The organism is Pseudomonas sp. 18173, from assembly GCF_050432945.1.
In the GTDB taxonomy this organism is placed as follows: domain Bacteria; phylum Pseudomonadota; class Gammaproteobacteria; order Pseudomonadales; family Pseudomonadaceae; genus Aquipseudomonas.
Genome location: NZ_JBKFTN010000012.1, coordinates 35,410 through 54,591, shown reverse-complemented (window position 1 = coordinate 54,591; position 19,182 = coordinate 35,410). Strand labels below are relative to the sequence as shown.

17 protein-coding genes are annotated in these 19,182 nt (G+C 61.2%); 11 read left to right on the top strand and 6 right to left on the bottom strand.

Going from position 1 to position 19,182, the window contains the following annotated elements:
* Window positions 1-16: 16 nt before the first annotated feature.
* Complete coding sequence (locus ACLD1X_RS15105; RefSeq protein WP_429368914.1) at window positions 17-598, bottom strand: hypothetical protein; 582 nt, start codon at window positions 596-598, stop codon at window positions 17-19.
* Between the two features lie 246 nt (window positions 599-844).
* Window positions 845-1,117 carry a hypothetical protein gene (locus tag ACLD1X_RS15100; RefSeq protein ID WP_429368912.1) on the bottom strand — a complete coding sequence of 91 codons (273 nt, stop codon included), beginning with the start codon at window positions 1,115-1,117 and terminating at the stop codon, window positions 845-847.
* A 443-nt stretch (window positions 1,118-1,560) separates the two neighbouring features.
* On the opposite strand from ACLD1X_RS15100, the gene ACLD1X_RS15095 reads away from it, so the two are divergent.
* The 3 genes from ACLD1X_RS15095 to ACLD1X_RS15085 all read left to right on the top strand — a co-directional run bounded on the left by ACLD1X_RS15095 (window position 1,561) and on the right by ACLD1X_RS15085 (window position 4,495).
* On the top strand, window positions 1,561-2,919 hold the full coding sequence (locus ACLD1X_RS15095) for an MATE family efflux transporter (protein WP_429368910.1): 1,359 nt from the start codon (window positions 1,561-1,563) through the stop codon (window positions 2,917-2,919).
* Between the two features lie 206 nt (window positions 2,920-3,125).
* A complete protein-coding gene (locus ACLD1X_RS15090) occupies window positions 3,126-3,794 on the top strand; it encodes a phosphoribosyltransferase (RefSeq protein WP_429368908.1) in 669 nt (222 codons plus the stop codon).
* Between the two features lie 131 nt (window positions 3,795-3,925).
* A complete protein-coding gene (locus tag ACLD1X_RS15085) occupies window positions 3,926-4,495 on the top strand; it encodes a YceI family protein (RefSeq protein ID WP_429368906.1) in 570 nt (189 codons plus the stop codon).
* A gap of 105 nt (window positions 4,496-4,600) precedes the next feature.
* Here ACLD1X_RS15085 and ACLD1X_RS15080 read toward each other — a convergent pair whose 3' ends face one another.
* Window positions 4,601-7,984 carry an Ig-like domain-containing protein gene (locus ACLD1X_RS15080; RefSeq protein ID WP_429368904.1) on the bottom strand — a complete coding sequence of 1,128 codons (3,384 nt, stop codon included), beginning with the start codon at window positions 7,982-7,984 and terminating at the stop codon, window positions 4,601-4,603.
* 261 nt (window positions 7,985-8,245) lie between these two features.
* Here ACLD1X_RS15080 and ACLD1X_RS15075 point away from each other — a divergent pair, with 261 nt between their 5' ends.
* Window positions 8,246-8,968, top strand: a complete 723-nt coding sequence (locus ACLD1X_RS15075) for a GNAT family N-acetyltransferase (protein ID WP_429368902.1) — start codon at window positions 8,246-8,248, stop codon at window positions 8,966-8,968.
* A 332-nt stretch (window positions 8,969-9,300) separates the two neighbouring features.
* Here ACLD1X_RS15075 and ACLD1X_RS15070 read toward each other — a convergent pair whose 3' ends face one another.
* Together ACLD1X_RS15070 and ACLD1X_RS15065 are read right to left on the bottom strand one after the other, a co-directional pair.
* Window positions 9,301-10,431: a P1 family peptidase gene (locus tag ACLD1X_RS15070; RefSeq protein ID WP_429368900.1), complete on the bottom strand. Its 1,131-nt coding sequence runs from the start codon at window positions 10,429-10,431 to the stop codon at window positions 9,301-9,303.
* Window positions 10,432-10,608: 177 nt separating this feature from the next.
* On the bottom strand, window positions 10,609-11,712 hold the full coding sequence (locus tag ACLD1X_RS15065; protein ID WP_429368898.1) for an extracellular solute-binding protein: 1,104 nt from the start codon (window positions 11,710-11,712) through the stop codon (window positions 10,609-10,611).
* Between the two features lie 110 nt (window positions 11,713-11,822).
* Here ACLD1X_RS15065 and ACLD1X_RS15060 point away from each other — a divergent pair, with 110 nt between their 5' ends.
* The gene (locus ACLD1X_RS15060) at window positions 11,823-12,596 is read left to right on the top strand and encodes a helix-turn-helix transcriptional regulator (protein WP_429368896.1); all 774 of its coding nucleotides are present in this window, start codon (window positions 11,823-11,825) and stop codon (window positions 12,594-12,596) included.
* Between the two features lie 27 nt (window positions 12,597-12,623).
* Here the strand turns inward: ACLD1X_RS15060 and ACLD1X_RS15055 are convergent, their stop codons facing one another.
* Window positions 12,624-13,565 (bottom strand): class I SAM-dependent methyltransferase, encoded by a 942-nt coding sequence (locus ACLD1X_RS15055; protein WP_429368894.1) that lies wholly within the window; start codon window positions 13,563-13,565, stop codon window positions 12,624-12,626.
* A gap of 422 nt (window positions 13,566-13,987) precedes the next feature.
* Here ACLD1X_RS15055 and ACLD1X_RS15050 point away from each other — a divergent pair, with 422 nt between their 5' ends.
* The 6 genes from ACLD1X_RS15050 to ACLD1X_RS15025 all read left to right on the top strand — a co-directional run bounded on the left by ACLD1X_RS15050 (window position 13,988) and on the right by ACLD1X_RS15025 (window position 19,076).
* Complete coding sequence (locus ACLD1X_RS15050) at window positions 13,988-14,599, top strand: cytochrome b/b6 domain-containing protein (protein WP_429368892.1); 612 nt, start codon at window positions 13,988-13,990, stop codon at window positions 14,597-14,599.
* On the top strand, window positions 14,596-15,381 hold the full coding sequence (locus ACLD1X_RS15045) for a molybdopterin-dependent oxidoreductase (RefSeq protein ID WP_429368890.1): 786 nt from the start codon (window positions 14,596-14,598) through the stop codon (window positions 15,379-15,381). Before ACLD1X_RS15050 ends, ACLD1X_RS15045 begins: the two co-directional genes overlap by 4 nt.
* Window positions 15,382-15,434: 53 nt before the next feature.
* Window positions 15,435-15,713 carry a pentapeptide MXKDX repeat protein gene (locus ACLD1X_RS15040; RefSeq protein ID WP_429368888.1) on the top strand — a complete coding sequence of 93 codons (279 nt, stop codon included), beginning with the start codon at window positions 15,435-15,437 and terminating at the stop codon, window positions 15,711-15,713.
* Between the two features lie 375 nt (window positions 15,714-16,088).
* Window positions 16,089-16,601, top strand: coding sequence for a formaldehyde-activating enzyme (gene fae, locus ACLD1X_RS15035; RefSeq protein ID WP_075948975.1), 513 nt, complete (start codon window positions 16,089-16,091; stop codon window positions 16,599-16,601).
* 10 nt (window positions 16,602-16,611) lie between these two features.
* Window positions 16,612-17,646 (top strand): aldo/keto reductase, encoded by a 1,035-nt coding sequence (locus ACLD1X_RS15030; protein WP_429368885.1) that lies wholly within the window; start codon window positions 16,612-16,614, stop codon window positions 17,644-17,646.
* Window positions 17,643-19,076: an NAD-dependent succinate-semialdehyde dehydrogenase gene (locus tag ACLD1X_RS15025; RefSeq protein ID WP_429368883.1), complete on the top strand. Its 1,434-nt coding sequence runs from the start codon at window positions 17,643-17,645 to the stop codon at window positions 19,074-19,076. The genes ACLD1X_RS15030 and ACLD1X_RS15025 overlap by 4 nt, the downstream gene beginning before the upstream one ends.
* Window positions 19,077-19,182: the final 106 nt, after the last annotated feature.

The window sequence follows — 19,182 nt, the reverse complement described above, 5'->3', positions numbered from 1 at the left end:
GTCCCGTGTGTCCAGACTACGTTAGATCAAGTCGCTCTAACGCATAATCCTTACCTGCCAAAGTAAGTTCAAAAGTGGTGGCGCCGAACGTACCTCTCGTAACGTTTTGTTTCACGAGGCGTTTGGCCTGGAGTTGCTTCAGACCGGTTTCGACTTCTAACGTGCTGAGTGAAACAAGCTTGCAAACCGAGTTTAAATTTGCAACTTTTCTGAAGTTCGCATGATAGGCCAAAGCTTCCATCAGCAGCGTTTGGTTATCTGTCAGCTTTGGAAACTGAGGGTTATTCTTTTTGTAAATCTTTCGCTCTATCTCGTGCAACTCGCCGTAAGTCTCATCAGTAGTGCGGGTGTAGTAAATCGCTACAGTTAGCGTGCTGATTAAAATCGCGATAATCAGCAGCAGCGACCAATTCGGCATAGGCGTTTCCAGCAAAAGCCAATCCAGAAAACGTAGCAGCCAGCCCCTGGTATCTGCCAACAACGTCAGGCCGAAGTAAATGTCGAGCAGCATTATCGCAGCCCCGGCGACAAGCAGAGCTCCAGCCGAGCAGGCCATGGCCTTGAGCATGTACGGGGAATGCTTGCCTTGTGTCGCCATGCTGTTCGTCTCTGGTACGGAAACAGATACTTTCAGCATAGCAGTGGAAAAGTGGCCCTCTGGCAGCCGGTCTGCAAGGCCAGAGATTGGCTGATTCTGCCTGTCGTGATGGGCAGCAACCGAATGCAGACGGAGTTTTTGCCACTGTCCAATCCTGAAGCCGGTGTAAACCTTACTCGGGACGAGACAGAGAAAAAAGCCGCTTTCTCGCAGGAAAAAAAACGGGTGCCTTCAGCACCCGTACATTCACTGCGCCGCCTGCGCCCGTAATCGCCGCCCAATCACATCCATCAAATCACAACCATCCCTTAACGGAATGGCCAGTAGTTTAGAAAAGTCGGAAAGCACCACCGTGTCGCAACCAATTTCGGCGCGGTAGGCGATGTTCTCCAACACCTGCGTGACCGTACGAATGCGGTAATCCGCCATGGCTTGCAAGACGTCGAGCGGGGCTTGGGTGTCGATGAGCAAGGAGGCCGGAACCAGGTCGATTCCGGTGAGAGGCATATATCGATTCATTGTGAAGATCTCTGTTTGATTGGCTCAAGGCCTCCACTCAGTCGTCGCCAAACGATTGGGTGGCAGCTGTGCGCAGGTTGGCGAACCGGCAACAGAGAAAACCGGCAGACCCGAAGGTCTCCCGCGCACAGCCGCCATTACAGCGGCTTTGCGGGTGCGATGATACCTGCAATGAAGCGGATAGCTCTCGCACTCTCTGTTATCAGGTCGCCAAACCCGAATCGCCTTTTGGGCGACGGCGCCGACTATAAGCCGCACTGGATCAGCGGGGGAAGGTGAGGCATTCCGAGCTTCTTGTAGGACCTGTGACGATGAAACTTCAGACCTTTCACATCACGTCGCTGGAAATACAAACACAGACCTGAGATGTTCACTGCTCCTTGGATTCAGCCACCCACGCTATCCTTGATCATTGCTCACGCCGTCTAGATGGACCTTCCCGAATGCAAACCGCAACCCCCCAACGCCCTCTCTGGAAAACCTACCTGCTGTTCCTCGCCCCGATGGTCCTGTCGAACTTCCTGCAATCGATGTCCGGCACGGTCAACAGCATCTACATCGGCCAGATGCTCGGCACCCAGGCGCTGGCGGCGGTGTCGGGCATGTTCCCCATCGTGTTTTTCTTCATCGCCCTGGTCATCGGCCTCGGTGCGGGCGCGGGTGTGTTGATCGGGCAGGCGTGGGGGGCGCGGGAGACGCATCTGGTGAAGGCGATTGCCGGGGCGACGTTGTTGTTGGGGGTGTTGATCGGGTTAGTGGCGGCGGTGGTGGGCAGTGTGTTTGCACGGTCGGCGCTGGTGGGCCTGGGGACGCCGGCGGATGTGCTCGACGATGCGGTGGCCTATGCCCATGTGATGTTGTGGATCATGCCGTCGCTGTTGGTGTTTGTGTTGTTCACGCAGTTGTTGCGGGGGGTGAGCGATACCTTGTCGCCGTTGTTGGCGCTGGTGGTGTCGACCATTGTCGGGCTGGCGCTGACGCCGGCGTTGATTCGCGGCTGGTTGGGTTTTGCGCCCATGGGGATTCAGAGTGCGGCAGTTGCCGGGCTGGTGGGTAACCTGGTGGCGATGGGGTTGCTGGCGTGGCGCTTGATAGGCAAGGGCCATCCGCTGGCGCCGGACCGTGAGTTCTTTGCGGCGATGAAGCTGGACATGGCGATTCTCGGCAAGGTGTTGCGCATCGGGTTGCCCACCGGCTTGCAGATGGTGGTGCTGTCGCTGTCGGAACTGGTGATCCTGGCGCTGGTGAACCAGCACGGTTCCCAGGCGACGGCGGCCTATGGCGCGGTGACGCAGATCGTCAATTACGTGCAGTTCCCGGCGTTGTCGATCGCCATTACCGCATCGATCCTCGGGGCGCAGGCGATCGGGGCCGGGCGCATCGAGCGCATGGCGCCGATCTTGCGCACGGGGCTGATGATCAATGTGTGCCTGACCGGTGGTTTGGTGGTGCTCGGGTACTTGCTGTCGCACTGGCTGCTGGCGTCGTTCCTCACTGAAGAGGCGACGCGGACCATGGCCCAGCACCTGTTGCACATCATGCTCTGGAGCCTGTTGGTGTTCGGCTTCCAGGCGATCATCGGCGGTATCATGCGTGCCAGCGGCACGGTGATGGTGCCGGTGGCGATTTCCATTGTGTGCGTGGTGGGTGTGCAGTTGCCGGCGGCGTATCTGCTGGATGCGAAGTTCGGGCTGCAAGGGGTGTGGATGGCGTTTCCGGTGGCCTACCTGGGGATGCTGGTGCTGCAGACGCTGTATTACAAACTGGTGTGGCAGCATCAGAAGATCGAGCGGTTGGTGTAGGCGGGACGAAGGGGGCGGATAATGCTATGCACCACTACATGTGGCGAGCGAGCTTGCTCGCGCTTGAGTGCGTAGCGCTCACAGAATTCGGTAATCGTTGACGGTTTTTTGGGGCTGCTGCGCCGCCCGGCGGGAGCAAGCACCCTCGCCACAAAAGGACGGTGTGACTGCAAAATGCAGGCGTGATCGCCTGGGGAGGTTTTCACATGAGCCCCTTGTCCCATTCCATCCTGCAAGACCGGCCGGCGGCCGGGCGGCGTTTGATAGAGCCGTTGCTGCCATACGCCCACCGAGCCGATGTCATCGTTCTGGCCTTGCCCCGTGGCGGCGTGCCGGTGGCCTATGAAGTGGCCACCGCGCTGAAGGTTCGCCTGGACCTGATGCTGGTGCGCAAGCTCGGCGTGCCATCCCGTCCGGAGTACGCCATGGGCGCGATTGCCAGCGGCGGTATCCGGATTCTCAATGAGGAGGCGCTGCGGGTGCACCCGATTGATCGCGCCGCGTTCGACGCCGTGGTCGAACGGGAAAGCCGCGAGTTGTTGCGCCGCGAGAAGGTCTACCGTGGCACGCGGCCGCCGGTGCAGTTGAAGGATCAGGTGGTGATCCTGATCGACGACGGTCTGGCCACCGGCGCTTCGATGCGGGCGGCGATCCAGGCACTGCGGGTGCAGGCGCCATCGCGCATCGTGGTGGCGGTGCCGGTGGCGCCGATCGACACGGTGGAGGCGCTGCGCAGCGAGGTGGATGAACTGGTCTGCCCGCTGATGCCCGAGTGGTTCACTTCGATCGGGCATTGGTACATGGATTTTACCCAGACCCAGGATGCCGAGGTGATCGAGCTGTTGCAGCGGGCGTGGCAGCGCGAGGCGTGCTGACGGCCATTGACAGGTGGTTGCAAATCAATGCGTGAGGTGGAATAAACACCAGTTGTTTGCTTTAGTCCATCTGGTGCCTGCCTTCGTGTACGGCACGCCAACTCAGGACGGGAGCCCTCCCGGAGAGTGCCATGAACCTTCGATCCGCGCGTTGCGTCGCTCTGGCCTGCACGTTGGTGTTCGGCCTGGTGCCGTTCGCCGAAGCCGTGGAGTACAACAAGGTGAACGCCAGGGCCAGCACCTTGAGTTTCACCTATGAGCAGATGGGTTCGAGAGCCTATGGCACTTTCGGCAAGTTCGAGGCCAAGCTCGACTTCGACACCGATAACCCGAGCGCCGCCCATGCCGCGCTGACCATCGATCTGAAAAGTATCGATGCCGGCAGCAGCGACGCCAACACCGAGTTGCAAAAGCCGGCGTGGTTCGACACGGCGGCTTATCCGGTGGCGACGTTCGAATCGACGTCCATCAAGGCACTCGGCAATAACCGCTACACCATCACCGGCAAATTGTCCCTGCGCGGGCTCACGCGGGAGGTGAGTGTGCCGGTGCTGCTGAAATCGGAGAGCTCCATTGGCATCTTCGATGGCGAACTGGTGCTCAAGCGTGACGACTTCAAGATGGGCGAGGGCGAGTGGGCGGACAGTGTGGTGTCCAACGAGATCAATATCCGTTTCCGGATGGTGGCGCCGCAGCAGTGACTGGAGGGGCTGATTCACCGAGGTACCACCTTGCGATTCATAAAAGAAGAACGCCCAATCCACATTGCATGGACCGGGCGTCAATCACGGCGCTCTGGTGCGCCTCTAGTGGACCGGTACGGTCACGGTTTTACCGAAGGCCGATTGAACGGTCACTGTCGCGCCAGGGGACGGGCCACTGCCGGTGGTCGTCACCGCTATGTTCCAGCGCGCACCTGCCGCGGTAGTCGTCAGGGTGGCGGCGCCAAGGCTCACCGGACCGGAGGTGGTCGTTGCAGTCGCCGTGATGGTATTGCCCGTGCCACGCGAGGTGGTGCCGGACACGACCCAGTAGTAGCGGCTGTTGCTGCGGGCGGTGACGGTCGCGCTGGTGACGATCAGGTTCTCCGCGACCGCTGCGCCGACTGCCACGGACACCGTCGTTGGTGCCGATTCCGCGCCTTTGGCATCGGCGGCCTTATAGGTGAAGGTCGCGGTGAACGGCGCGGGGACGGTGGCCGGTGGTGTGTAGGTCACGTTCAGGCCATTGGTGCTGACCGTGCCTTTGCCGGAGTCCGGTTGTTCCAGGCCCACCACTTTGAGTGGCACGTTACCGTCAGGGTCTGAGTCGTTGGCCAGGACGTTGATGACCACCGGTTGGCCGTTGCTGCTGACGGCGCTGTCGGGGTTGGCGAGCGGATTTTTGTTATCGCCGTCGTTGTTACGGGTATCGCCGGTGCGGAAGGTTGGCAGCGCGGCGGAGTTGACGTAGGTGACGCCGTCCCAGCCAGGCAGGGGTGTTGGCATCAACTGGAACTGGCCGGGATGCTCGATGTCCCACCGCAGCAACATGGACGTGTCCTCGTGCTGGGTGTTGTGGCAGTGCTCCATGTAGGTCCCGGCAAACTCACGGAAGCGGATTGCCATTTCCACATCCACCGAGCTGTCGATGCCCTCGCCGATGCGATAGACGTCCTTGCGTGCCCATTTTTCCCATTCCGGCGGCGCCTTGCCATCGCGGTGGAGGACGATCCCCTCTTCGAAGTGCACGTGCACCGGGTGGTTCCAGCCGTTGCCGCCGCTCTTGATTTTCCAAACTTCCAGGGTGCCGTCGCCGGAGAACCCGGCATCGGTCGGGCCGTTGGCCAGTTGTGGGGCTGCGCTGATCCGGCGTGGGTCCATTCTGTAGCCGAAACCGCCGTCGGTCTTGATGGTCCAGGGCGCTTCGTCGGTGCCGTCGGAGCGACCGAAGATGAACTCGCGGTGCCGCGCCGCCTTCAGTTTGGCCTGCATTGCCGGATCGTCGCGGTTGATCGTCAGCGGGATCATGACCTTGCCGACCGGTTTGCCCGGTTTGGCGGGTTCATAGTCGGCGGGGTTCATGCTCAGGTCCTGACCCGAATAGGGTTGCACCACCATTTGCAGGAACTTGCCCACCACTGGGTCGCCGTTGTCCCATTCCAGGCCTTTGCTGCCTGACTTGAGCACGGCCTTGTATTTCTCGGACAGGACATCGGCCAGGCTCAGTGGAGTAATCTCCGGACCCTTGCCGTTCTGGTGCTCCATCAGGTTGACGAAGTACAGCTTGTCGCCGACGCTGATCCCGTTTTTCGCGAAGTTGACGATGATGTCGTAGCGCTCGGCAATGCCCTGGGTGGGCAGGATGGCGTTGTGCTGCTGCATATCGCCGTCGCCGTCCAGGTCCATGCTGCCGTCGAACGGCACGGCGTGTTCCATGAGGTTGCCGTCGTTGGCGATCAAGTGGAACGGCACGCGGGTATAAGACACGCCGGAACCTGCGGGACCCGGGTATTCGCCACCGCTGCCTGCGACTTCACGCACCAGTGCGATCCTCAGGTAGCGCGACACCGAGCCATTGAGGATGCGGAAGCGATAGCTGCGCGCGCGCACTTTCAGGCGTGGTTGGTACTGCCAGTTGACCAGGAGCTGATCGCCGAGAAAACCATCGGTGTTGAACGGGTTGAACCACAACTGGCCATTGGCGTCCCAGGCCTTGTCGGCCACCACCAGGTTCACATCGTAGTCGCGGTTGCCCCAGGGCAATGCCGAACCGCTGGGCAGGCGCAGGTTGACGCCATCTTCGAAGGCTTCGTTACCGCGATCCAGGGCGCTGTAGTAATTCATCATCACCGCGTTGCCCTTGTAGACGTTCTGCGCGGTGAAATCGAGCATGTGGTCGTGGAACCAGTGGGTACTCATGGTTTCATGCCAGTCGCCACGAATCTTGATGCTGCCGTTGTTGCACGTCTTGAGACCCGGAGTGGCGTCGTTGACAAACAGGGTTTCGCCCGGGGCGCAGGGGAACGCCGCGCGTGGATCCTGAGCGTTGGTGTTGATGGTGTCGTAACCGGCCAGTTGCATCGGCCAGCGATAGTCGTAGTACTGCCCCGGAAAGAAAAACGCATTGGCATAGCCATCGCTTTCAGCCGGGGAGTGGCCGTTGTGTTCGTGGGTGGTGATGGTGTGCAGGCCAAAGCCCATGTTGGCCGACGGATCGATCGGCAGGGCATTGTAGTGGCGCATCAGCACCGGTTGGCCGTAACGCACCATCAACAGTTTTGGCGGAAAGGTGCCGTCGAAGGTCCAGAGTGCCTTGTGGTTCTGGATCGGCATGTTGGGGTGAAAACGGGTGTCGATGCCTTTGGTGGTGCCTGTCGTGGTCGGGATGTCCGAGGTCTGGTAGTAAAGCCCGCCAGGCCCGAACTCGCCGACGGCATAGTTGTGCATCTGGCGACGGTCGCGCATGCCGCCATTGAGCTTGGCGCCCGCTTGCACGGTCTTGAAGGCGACCTGTGGGTAGAACTCGTTCCAGCGCTGGTGCGACCAGCCTTTTCCTGGCGGACGACCTTCGGCCGGCGAACCCACCGGATGGCGGTTGAGGAAGGCTTCGATCTGCGCTTTCCACGGGTTGCGGTCCAGCACGTTGGAGTACTGCGATGGGAACGGGTACAGCCCTGGCTGGCGCATGAAGGCTTCCAGCGCCGTGGCCGAAGGGCCGCTGCGGGCGATGTTGTTCGGGTCCTGCGTGGGTGCCGGGCCGACAGTCGGAACCGGGAAGGTCAGGGGCGGGGCCGGCAGTGTCGGGTCGAGTTTTTCCGTGCCGAATTCTTCGAACAGCAGCAGTTGTTGAGTGTACGGCTGCGCCCCGAACAATGGGCTGGGTTTGCCATTGGTGGGGATCTTGAAGGATGTCTGCAGGGCTGGCGGCAGCACGTTGTCGGCCGTTGGCGTGGTGCGCGTGCCAAAAACGCCATTGGGCAGGGCGATGGAACCCTGGTTGGCGGGCGGCATGGTCAGTATGGCATCCAGCGCGGCCTTGGGGTCGGCTGCGGGATTGGAATACGCCGAAGGATCCGTTGGCGGCGGCTGGCTGACATCGTCAAGCGGTGCTGCGTTGACGGTGCCGAGGCCGACGTTGATCAGCAGCACAGTCGCGATGCCCGGACTCCCGAAAAGGCCGAGCGACTTGAGGTCAGTTATGCGTTTCATCTTGTTTTCCTCGGGGGCGCGCCGGTGTGGCTGACGTTCGCAATGGGCTCGCTGCAATAGCTGCGCCAATCGTGCGCAGCCCCGGGGAGGGAAAAAAATCAGTGTGATATCAAATGCTTGATGTATCGGACTTTGGTCGTAGTGGCGCAGTGGGTGTAAAGCCTCAATGTTGGGGGCCTTCACCCACCCATTCCCCCCCACTGCGCAGGTGTCAGGCGCGCTATCATAGGCGGCCCTTGCCTCCCGGAGCCTGTTACCGCAATGCCCCTGATCAGCCACTTCAAGACCCCGTGCCCCGAGCACATCAATAGCCAGATCCTGCAGATGGTGGTCGATAACCTGACCGACATCAGCATGGTCGCAATCGCGCCAAGCAACCTGCTGTACAACCTTTACCAGTACGCGATCGGCTTTGAGGTACACCTGTATCTGCAAGCGCTGAACGGTGAAAAAGGCATTGCCGTGGAACTGATCGTCGCCACCGACGAAGACGACCCGCAAAAGGTGATCGGCTTTTTGCTGTACCTGCCGGTGCAGGACGACCCCGAGGCGTGTGGCGTGGCGTACATGGCGGTGCAGGCCGAGTATCGGCGTCAGGGCGTGGCCCGGCGGATGCTGCGGGAAATGGTCGGCCGCTATCCCCATGCCGAACTGACCTGCGCGGTGGCCAAGGTGCCGTATTTCGAGGCGATGGGCTTTCAGGTAGTGGGCGTTCGTGCGACCCAGGTGCTGATGAACACCCGCGACCACGCCACCGATGGCTTGATGGCGCTGCTGGATGTGGCGTCGATCTACAGCTCGCTGGAAGTGCGGCAGATTCATACCTATCTGCTGCAAAAGCATGGCAAGCGGGCCATGACCGACGCGGAAAAACAGCGCGATCGGCACCTGGACCAGTTGACGCACAAGGCTCGGGAATTTGTGCGGGGGCGGTTGGGTGACGATGCGGTGCCGGCAAGTAGTCCTCGACTTCGGTTGGTCTGACCGAGTTCAACTGAACACCACAACTTCCCTTGTAGGAGCGAGCCTGCTCGCGATGGACGTTAACGATAACGCGGGCGGCCTGACTTGACGTGGCGCCCTTGGGTTTTTCGCGAGCAAGCTCGCTCCTGCAACAACAGGAATGTGTGGGTTTTCAGAGGCAAAAAAAGAGCCTCAAAGCTCTTTGATGGGGAGGAAGTAGAGCCGTTGAGGCTCAAGATGCGCATGAAGCAGGCGGTGAGCTTGGTAGGGGTTCAGTTCACTCACCACCTGCGCAGCGGCTTGAGCAAGCAAGCGACTGCGCAAGTTCATCCTAAAAAGACCGAGTGTTTCACTCAAGTACCGCTAGTCGCATCCCCCGGCCAGCCGGCGCGACGCAAGGCCTTGAGCAAGGTTTCGCCATCCAGCCCCGGTACCGCATGCCCGTTGCCTTCGGCAGTGTCGGCGGCGAGCAAGGCATTGATGATGGCTTCTTCCACGGCTTCGGTGGCGGCCAGGAACAGCTCGCTGATGTGATCGTTGTTGACCATGCTCAGGTTGTCGGTGGTCGGCGCTTTCTTGCTCTCGTAGGCGGCCGGTGGCACGTGATCGTTACCGGTGGCGAAGGCGATGAAGATGTCGCCGCTGTGGTCTTCATTGCCGCCGCCGGTGCGGGCCAGGCCGAGGCTGGCGCGCTGGGCCAGGCGGGTGCACTGGTGCGGCAGCAACGGCGCATCGGTGGCCAGGCAGACCACGATCGAACCCATGCCCGGATAGGGCAGCGACGCCTTGAGAAACGGCGAATCGACCTGTTCCATGTAGCGCCCGACCGGATACCCGTCAACGCGCAGTTCATTGCGGATGCCATGGTTGGCCTGGACAATCGCCCCGACTGTCCAGCCGCCCTGGGCGCTGTTCAACCGTCGCGACGCGGTGCCGATGCCGCCCTTGAATTCGTGGCAGATCATGCCGCTGCCGCCGCCGACATTGCCTTCGGTCACCGGGCCGCCCGCCGCCGAACGCACGGCCTGGGCCACGTGTTCCGGTTTCACATGAAAGCCGTTGATGTCATTGAGCAAGCCGTCGAAGGTTTCCAGTACCACCGGCATGTTCCAGTAGAGGCGGCCGTCATCCGGCTGCTGCTCGCGGTCGATCACGATCAGCGCATCGCGCACCACGCCCAGGCTGTGGGTGTTGGTGAAGGCAATCGGGCTGGTCAGCAAGCCTGCCTCGCGAATCCACTCCAGCCCCGTGGCATCGCCATTGCCGTTTAGCACATGCACACCGGCAAAGCACGGTTGCTGGCTGGTGGAACCGGCGCGCGGTTCGATCACGGTGACGCCGGTGAGGATGTCGCAGCCGTTGGCGGTGCGTCCTCGTATATCGCTGTGGCCAACCCGTACGCCGGGGACGTCGGTAATGGCATTGAGCGGGCCGGGTTGCAGCTGGCCGATCGGGATGTTCAGGTCGCGGGCACGTGGTTTCATGGTTTTCTCATCTTCAAATCGTGGCAGAAAAAATTCGCGTTGCTGATGCTTTACCTGTGGGAGCGGGCTTGCCCGCGATAGCGGTATGCCAGACAACATCAATGTTGGATGTGATGGCCCCATCGCGGGCAAGTCGGATCGCCGCACCGCCGCTCCCACAGGTTTTGTGGTGCCTGGTCACTGGCCGTTCTTGACCTTGCTCCAGATCCGCGTCCGCACGCGCTCGGTAGCGGGCGGCAGGGGCTGGAGGGTGAACAGGGTGGCCATGGCTTCGGCGGGCGGGTAGACGGCCGGGTTGCTGCGGGTCGCTTCGGCCACCAGGGTGGTCGCGCTGCGGTTGCCGTTGGGGTAGTTGAGGTGGTCGCTGACCGGGGCGATGACCTCGGGGCGCATCAGGTAGTCGATGAATGCCAGCCCTTGTTCCGGGTGGGGGGCGTCCTTGAGCAGTACCAGGGTGTCGAACCACACCGGCGCACCTTCCTTCGGCAGGCTGTAGGCGATCTTCACGCCGTTGCCGGCCTGTTCGGCGGTAGCCTTGGCTTCGAGCATCGCGCCGGACCAGCCCACCGCCACGCAGATGTTGCCGTTGGACAGGTCGCTGATGAACTTCGACGAGTTGAAGTAGGCGATGTGCGGACGCAGCTTGAGCAGCAGCGCTTCAGCCTTCTTGTAGTCCTCGGGGTTGGTGCTGTTGGGCGGCAGGCCGAGGTAGTGCAGGGCAACCGGCAGCATCTCTGACGGCGAGTCGAGCATGGCCACGCCGCACTCGCCGAGTTTGGCCAGGTTCTCTTCCTTGAACACCAGGTCCCAGGAATCCACTGGCGCCTTGTCACCCAGTACCGCGCGCACTTTGTCGACGTTGTAGCCGATGCCGTTGGTGCCCCACAGGTAGGGCACGGCGTACTGGTTGCCCGGATCGTTGTTGGCCAGTTTCGCCAGCAGATCGGTGTCCATGTCCTTGAAATCCGGCATCTGCGCACGGGGCAGGGGGGCGAGGGCGCCGGCCTTGATGAGCGTGGGCAGACTGAAGTTGCTGGCCACCACCACGTCGTAGCCGCTGCGGCTGGTGAGCAACTTGCCTTCGAGCACTTCGGCGCTGTCGAAGGTGTCGTAGACCGGCTGGATCCCGGTGTCCCGCTTGAAGTCCTGCAGGGTGGTGGGGCCGATGTAGTCGTACCAGTTGTACACATGCACCGTCGGGGCTTCGACCGCAAACGCCGACAGCGACATCGCCAGACAGGCGCCAGACCCCAGATTGAAATACAAGCGGTGACGACTCATGATGCGGCACTCCTGGCCTGTTGCGGCCGGTGGTAATCAGGAGTTTGCAGCGTATCGACCGGGGTGGCCTTCACCCATTCCCATCAAGGGTTACTCAAAAGGGGTAGTGCGTGGACGCGTTGTTGAAAGAGTTGCCGGTGCACCAGGGACTGGCGCGGGTCTTCACGGCGGTGGGTCGGGAGGGTTTCTGGCGTGCGCTGGTCGACACCCTGCGGTTGCTGGTGCCGCTGGACAACGCGCTGGTGGCGCAGATGCGGCCGGGCCATGTGCCGCGCCTGCTGATTGATTTCGATGCCAAGGGCAGCGGTGACGAGCAGGAAGACCTGGCGGACTACCGCGCCGGCATGTACCTGCTCGATCCGTTCTATCAAGCCGCCTGCGCCGGCATCGCCGATGGCTTGCACAGCCTCGACTCGGTGGCCCCCGACCAGTTCCTGCACAGCGAGTACTACCTGAGTTACTTCAGCACCGTGGTCGGTGGGGACGAGTTGCAGTTCATGGTCAACCTCGATGGTGCCGTGCTCGGTCTGTCCCTCGGGCGTACAACGCGCTTCAGCCTTGAGGAACAGGGCCGCCTGCTGTGCGTGCGTGACTGGGTATTGGCGGCGATGCGCCGACACCTGGACCTGACGCCACTGCAAGGGCCGGTCGCCGAACCGCCGGCCGGCGATCTGGCCACTTTGCTCGATCGTTTCGACGCACGCCTGACGCTGCGGGAAATCGAAACCGCGCGCCTGATTCTCCAGGGTTTTTCCAGCAAGGCCATCGCCCAGAAAATGGGCATCTCCCCGGAGACGGTGAAAGTGCACCGGCGCAACCTCTACCACAAGCTCAACGTGAGCGGGCATGGCGAGTTGTTTGCGCTGGTGTTGCAGCCGCGGTGACCTGAATCAGGCCACAAAAAGCGGGATTCAGTCTCCGAGCTTGAACACCAACGCCTTCAACCCACACTCGACATCGGCGTCGGGAAACTCCGGCGGGTTTTCCAGACGCTGCTCAAAGCGCAGGCTTGGCGCTTCACGGGTTACGCCGTCGATCAGGAAGTCGGCACCGAACGCCGGGTCGTTCATGCAGGCCAGGACCGTGCCTTGCGGGCTGAGCAGTTCCGGCAAGCGGCGCAGGACGCGCTGGTAATCCTTGGTCAGCAGGAAGCTGCCTTTCTGGAACGACGGCGGGTCGATGATCACCAGGTCGTACGGCCCCTTGCCGATCACCTTGCCCCAGGACTTGAACAGGTCGTGGCCGAGGAAGGTCACCTTGCTCAGGTCGTGGCCGTTGAGGCGGTGGTTGTCGCGACCACGGTTCAGGGCCGGGCTGGACATGTCGAGGTTGACCACATGAGTCGCGCCGCCTTCGATGGCTGCCACCGAGAAACCGCAGGTGTAGGCGAACAGGTTCAACACACGCTTGCCTTCGGCATTGGCGCGGACCCAGTCGCGACCGTAGCGCATGTCGAGGAACAGCCCGGTGTTCTGTTTGCGACCCAGGTCGACCCGGTACTTCAGCCCCCCCTCGGTGATGGCCATTTCCTCGATGACGTCCCCGAGCAGCCATTCGGTGGTGCTTTGCAGCAGGTAGCGATGTTGCAACAGCAGTGTATGGGCACCGGATTGGGCCCATTGCGCTGACTGGGTGATCGCCATCAGCACCTGCTTCAAGTCTTCCAGTTGCGCCGCTTCCGGTTCCTTGAACAGCGCCACCAGCACCACGCCCTGCAGCCAGTCCACGGTCACTTGCTCCAGCCCCGGCCAGCAGCGGCCACGACCGTGGAACAGGCGACGGGTTTCTGCGGGGGCGGTAGACAGGGCGGTGAGCAGCTGTTGGTTGAGGGTGGCGAGGGCTTCAGGGTTCATCGGTCTGGATCGGCAATTTGCGGGGGCGGCATTTAACCATAATTGAGTCATTGCACAGTAATCACAGACGACTCAATCCCTGTGGGAGCTGGCTTGCCAGCGATGAGGCAGTGTCAATCGACATTGATGCTGGCTGACACACCGCCATCGCTGGCAAGCCAGCTCCCACAGGATTCCCCACAGTTTTGAGAGCTGTGAGTTATCACGAATTTTTTAACTTTACGTGAGGATTTGGCGATCTTCCGGCCTCCATACTCGGCTCCAACGAACAACAGTCGTGAACATCGCGAAATACTCGGAGTGTCTTTTTTCGGACGTTTCCTACATATAAAAAACTTGCGCCAATCGATGATGAGTCGAGCCAACTGCCCAATCGGTCAGACCAAGTCATCGATGTTTTTCACTGTTCAGGAGATTGCACAATGCGCTCGCAACGTGGAGCTCAGGTTTACCCTCGCTGGCTACGGCTGACCCATTGGCTCAATGCCCTGGCCGTTCTGGTCATGGTCACCAGCGGTTGGCGCATCTATAACGCCTCGCCGATTTTCGACTTCAGTTTTCCCAAATCAATCACCCTCGGCGGGTGGCTCGGTGGTGCCTTGCAATGGCATTTTGCGGCGATGTGGTTCCTGGCGATCAACGGCCTGATCTACCTGGCCTTCAACCTGTTCAGCGGACGCCTGAAGCGGCGTTTCTTCCCGGTTTCGCCCAAAGGCGTGCTGCACGATTTGTGGGCCGCGTTACGCGGGAAACTCGGGCATGCCGACCTCAGTCATTACAACCAGGTGCAACGGGTCGCCTACCTGTTCGTGATGGTCGACATCACGCTGCTGGTGCTCTCCGGCCTGGTGCTGTGGAAATCGGTGCAGTTCCCGCTGTTGCGTGAATTGATGTTCGGTTACGAAGGCGCGCGCCGTGTGCACTTCTTCGCCATGGCGCTGCTGGTGGCCTTTGTGGCGGTGCACCTGGTGATGGTGGCGCTGGTCCCGAAAACGCTGTTGGCCATGATCGTCGGCCGCAAGGAGCAGGTATGAAAAAGCGCATCCAGGTACCCGGGCTGGACGAGGCATCGATCCTCACCGATGCCCGCAAGATCCTCGCCCCGCAGATCGAAGACCGCTCGCGTCGCTCGTTCCTGCTGCGTGGCCTGACCCTCGGTGGCGTGGCCATGTTGTCCGGCTGCAACATCACCGACAACGACAGCGTCGAGACTGCGCTGTCGTCCATGTCGCGCTTCAACGATCGGGTCCAGGGCTGGCTGTTCAACCCCAACGCGATGGCGCCGACCTATCCCGAGTCGATGATCACCCGGCCGTTTCCCTTCAATGCTTTCTACGGCATCGATGAGGCGCCGACGGTGGAGGAAGAGAGCTATCGCCTGGAGGTCACCGGCCTGGTCGCCGACAAGCGCAGCTGGCGCCTCGAAGAACTGCGCGCCATGGCGCAGACCGAGCAGATCACCCGGCACATCTGCGTCGAAGGCTGGAGTGCGATCGGCCGTTGGGGCGGCGTGCGTTTCAGCGATTTCCTCAAGCGCGTCGGCGCCGACACCGATGCCAGGTACGTCGGTTTCAAATGCGCCGACGACTATTACACCAGCATCGACATGGCCACTGCGCTGCATGCGCAAACCCTGCTGACGCTGACGTATGACGGCGCGGTGCTGCCGCGCCAGTACGGCTTCCCGATGAAGCTGCGCATGCCCACCAAGCTGGGTTACAAGAACCCCAAACACATTCAGGCGATTTTCGTCAGCAACACCTACACCGGCGGCTACTGGGAAGACCAGGGCTACAACTGGTTCGGTGGCAGCTGATGAACGTGCAAAACATTCACCGTCCACAAACCCGTGCTTCAAGGAGATTTATCATGAAAAAGTTGACCACCGTTGTTCTGTCCATGTGCCTGGCCGTTGGTGCCGCCAGTGTTTTTGCAGCCGATACGATGAGTAACGACAGCATGAGCAAGGATTCGATGTCCAAGGATGCGATGAAAAAAGGCGATGCGATGTCTAAAGACGCCATGAAAAAAGGCGATGCGATGTCGAAGGACACGATGAAAAAAGGCGATGCGATGTCCAACGACACGATGAAAAAAGGCGATGCGATGTCCAAGGATGCGATGAAAAAAAGCGAAATGTCGCAGTAAGTCCAACCACCGCGATCCATTGTAGGAGCGAGCCTGCTCGCGATGGTGTGTCAGTCGATGACAGGTTGACTGATACACCATCGCGAGCAGGCTCGCTCCTACAGGGATTGCGGTCATTCAGGGGTATGACCTGAAGTCATACCCGCATGACTTTTAATGGTTACAGCCCCGCCAACCCCCGGTGTTAAAAAATCGCAAACCAGCTCATCAACAACAAAAAAGAGCGTTTGCAACCATGATCATTCATCACTGCCGCGTCTTCGCCAGCGTCCTGCTGCGCTCTTCGAACCCGAACATTTGCCAGCGTGTGCCCCGTGCATGCGTGCGCTTCTGACACCCGAAAAATCCTCTGCGTCCTGAAAAGAGTAACGACTCATGAAAGAACTCGACCTGTACATCGGTGAAGGTTTCGAAGGCCCTGGCGTGAACGCCGCGCACATCAACATCCTGATCGGCCCGCGCAACGGCCCGGCAGGGCAGGCGTTCGCCAACAGCCTGGCCTCGCCAAGCCAGGGGCACTGCCCGTTCATGGTGATCGCCCAGCCGAACATCCCGGTCAAGCCGATGACCCTGTATGTGAACAAGGCCGCGATCGGCAGCGACCTGCACGGCAACGCTACCTGGGGCGCGTCCCAGGCTGGCATCGCCAAGGCGGTTCTCGAAGCGCTGCTGGACGGCACCCTGCCGCCGGAAGCCGAGGACGAGTGGGCCATCGTCACGGCCAACTGGGTCAACCCGGCTTGCGATGACCTGGATGCGGTGTACCTGAACAACTACAACGCCTGCCGCACCGCAATCCGCGCCGCCCTGACCGGCAAGCCGGAAACCGCGCAGCTCAAAGATGTGGTCAACCACATCAGCAACCCTTTCTACACGCCAAAAGCCTGAGGTCCGCGCCATGCAATATATCCGTTTGGGCAACTCCGGCCTTGAAGTCTCCCGCCTGTGCCTGGGCACCATGAACATGGGCACCCCGGACTGGAAACCGTGGATCTTCGATGAGAAGAAAAGCGAGCCGATCGTCAAGCACGCCCTGGACAACGGCGTGAACTTCATCGACCTGGCGGACTTCTATTCTGCCGGTGTCGGCGAGGAAGTGGTGGGGCGCATCGTCAAGCGCCTGGCCCGTCGCGAAGACCTGGTGATCACCACCAAGGTCGGTTACGGCACCCGCTCCGGCATCAACGCCAGCGGCCACTCGCGCAAGCACATCATGGACAGCATCGATGCGTCGTTGAAGCGCCTGGACATGGATTACGTCGATGTCTTCATGCTGCATTACTTCGACGTGAACACCCCGGTCGAAGAAACCATGAGCGCCATGAACGACATCGTGCGCTCCGGCAAGGCCCGTTATATCGGCGTGTCGACCATGCTCACCGGGCAACTGGCAAAGATCCTCATGGCCTGCGAGCGCAATGGCTGGGTCAAGCCGATCAACATGCAGCTGCAGCTGAACTGCGCCTACCGCGAAGAGGAACGCGAGATGATCCCGTTCTGCCGTGACCAGGGCCTCGGTGTCTCGGTGTTCAGCCCGTTGGCGCGTGGCCTGCTGACCGGTGACGCACAGTCGACCCGCAATCAGACCGACTTCTTCACCCAGCAGATGTACAGCGACGAAGCCTCGTTCGAAATTGCCCATTCGGTGCAACGCGTGGCCCGTGCCCGTGGCGTGTCCAATGCGCAGATCGCCCAAGCGTGGGTGGCCAACCATCCGGGCGTGGATTGCATGCTGGTCGGCGCCGACACTACCCAACAGTTCGACAGCGCCCTGGCGGCCCTGGAGACCAAACTCGATGCTGAAGAGCTGCACGAACTGGAACGCAACTACACGCCGTGCGACGTGATCAACGATTACACCGCCGGCAAACGAATCCTGCGCTCGGCCCGCCCGGGCCTGGAGCGCTTCAACCTGACCGAGGCCGTGGCATGAGCGCGTTGATTCGTCACGGCAATTTCATCGACGGTAAGTGGTCCGGCGGTGGCGCCACTTACCCGGTACTGAACCCGGCCAATGGCGAGCTGATCGCCGAGGTGCAAAAGGCCGGCGCTGAAGAGACTGATCTGGCCATCGAAGCGGCCAACCGCGCCTTGCCGGCGTGGCGCAAGCTGACGGCCAAGGAACGCAGCCAGCGCCTCAAGCGTTGGAGCGACTTGATGTTGAGCAACCAGAAGGAGCTGGCCACGTTGCTCAGCCGCGAACAGGGCAAGCCGCTGGCCGAAGCCATGGGCGAAGTGGTCTACGCCGCGAGCTTCCTGGAATGGTTCGGCGAAGAAGCCAAGCGCGCTTATGGTGACGTGATCCCCAGCCACAAGGCCGATGCGCGGATCATCGTGGTCAAGGAAGCCATCGGCGTGGTCGCGGCGATCACCCCGTGGAATTTCCCGCTGGCCATGGTCACCCGCAAGGTCGGCCCGGCGCTCGCGGCAGGCTGCACGATGATCCTCAAGCCCTCGGAAGAAACTCCGCTGTCGGCTTTTGCCCTGGCGGTACTGGCCGAGCAGGCCGGGATTCCGGCCGGGGTGTTCAACATCGTTTCCGGTGATGCCGTGGCGATTGGCGGCGCGCTGCAAGCGTCCAGTGTCGTACGCAAGCTGTCGTTCACCGGCTCGACCCGCACCGGCAAGTTGCTGATGCGCCAGGCCGCCGACACCCTGAAAAAGGTCTCGCTGGAACTGGGCGGTAATGCACCGTTCATCGTGTTCGACGACGCCGATCTGGATGCGGCGGTGAAAGGCGCAATGGCCTCGAAGTTCCGCAACACCGGGCAAACCTGCGTCTGCGTAAACCGCTTCTTCATTCAGGACGGTGTGTACGAAGCCTTCACCGGCAAACTCGCTGAAGCCGTGGCGGCCATGCGTGTCGGCAGCGCCCTGGAGGGCGAAACCGAGCAAGGTCCGCTGATCAACAGCGCCGCACTGGCCAAGGTCGAGCTGCACGTGAGCGACGCGGTGGAGAAGGGCGCCAAAGTCTTGTGCGGCGGCCGTCGTCATGCGCTGGGCGGCACGTTCTACGAGCCGACCATCCTTGCCGAAGCCAACGGCGAGATGCTGATTGCCCAGGATGAAACCTTTGGCCCGGTGGCGGCCTGCTTCCGCTTCAAGGACGAAGCCGAGGTGCTGCAAAAGGCCAACGACACGCCGTTCGGTTTGTCGGCCTACTTCTACAGCCGCGACATCGGCCGCGTCTGGCGCATGGCCGAAGGCCTGGAAGCGGGCATGGTCGGGATCAACGAAGGAATCATTTCCACGGAAGTGGCGCCGTTCGGCGGCATCAAGGAATCGGGCCTGGGTCGCGAGGGTTCGAAGTACGGTCTGGATGACTACCTGGAAATCAAATACCTGTTGATGGGTGGCCTGTAAACGCCACGCCGCCCCCTGTAGGAGCGAGCCTGCTCGCGATGGACGTCAACGATAACGCTGGGAGCCTGATACCCCGCGGTGCCCTCAAGTCCATCGCGAGCAAGCT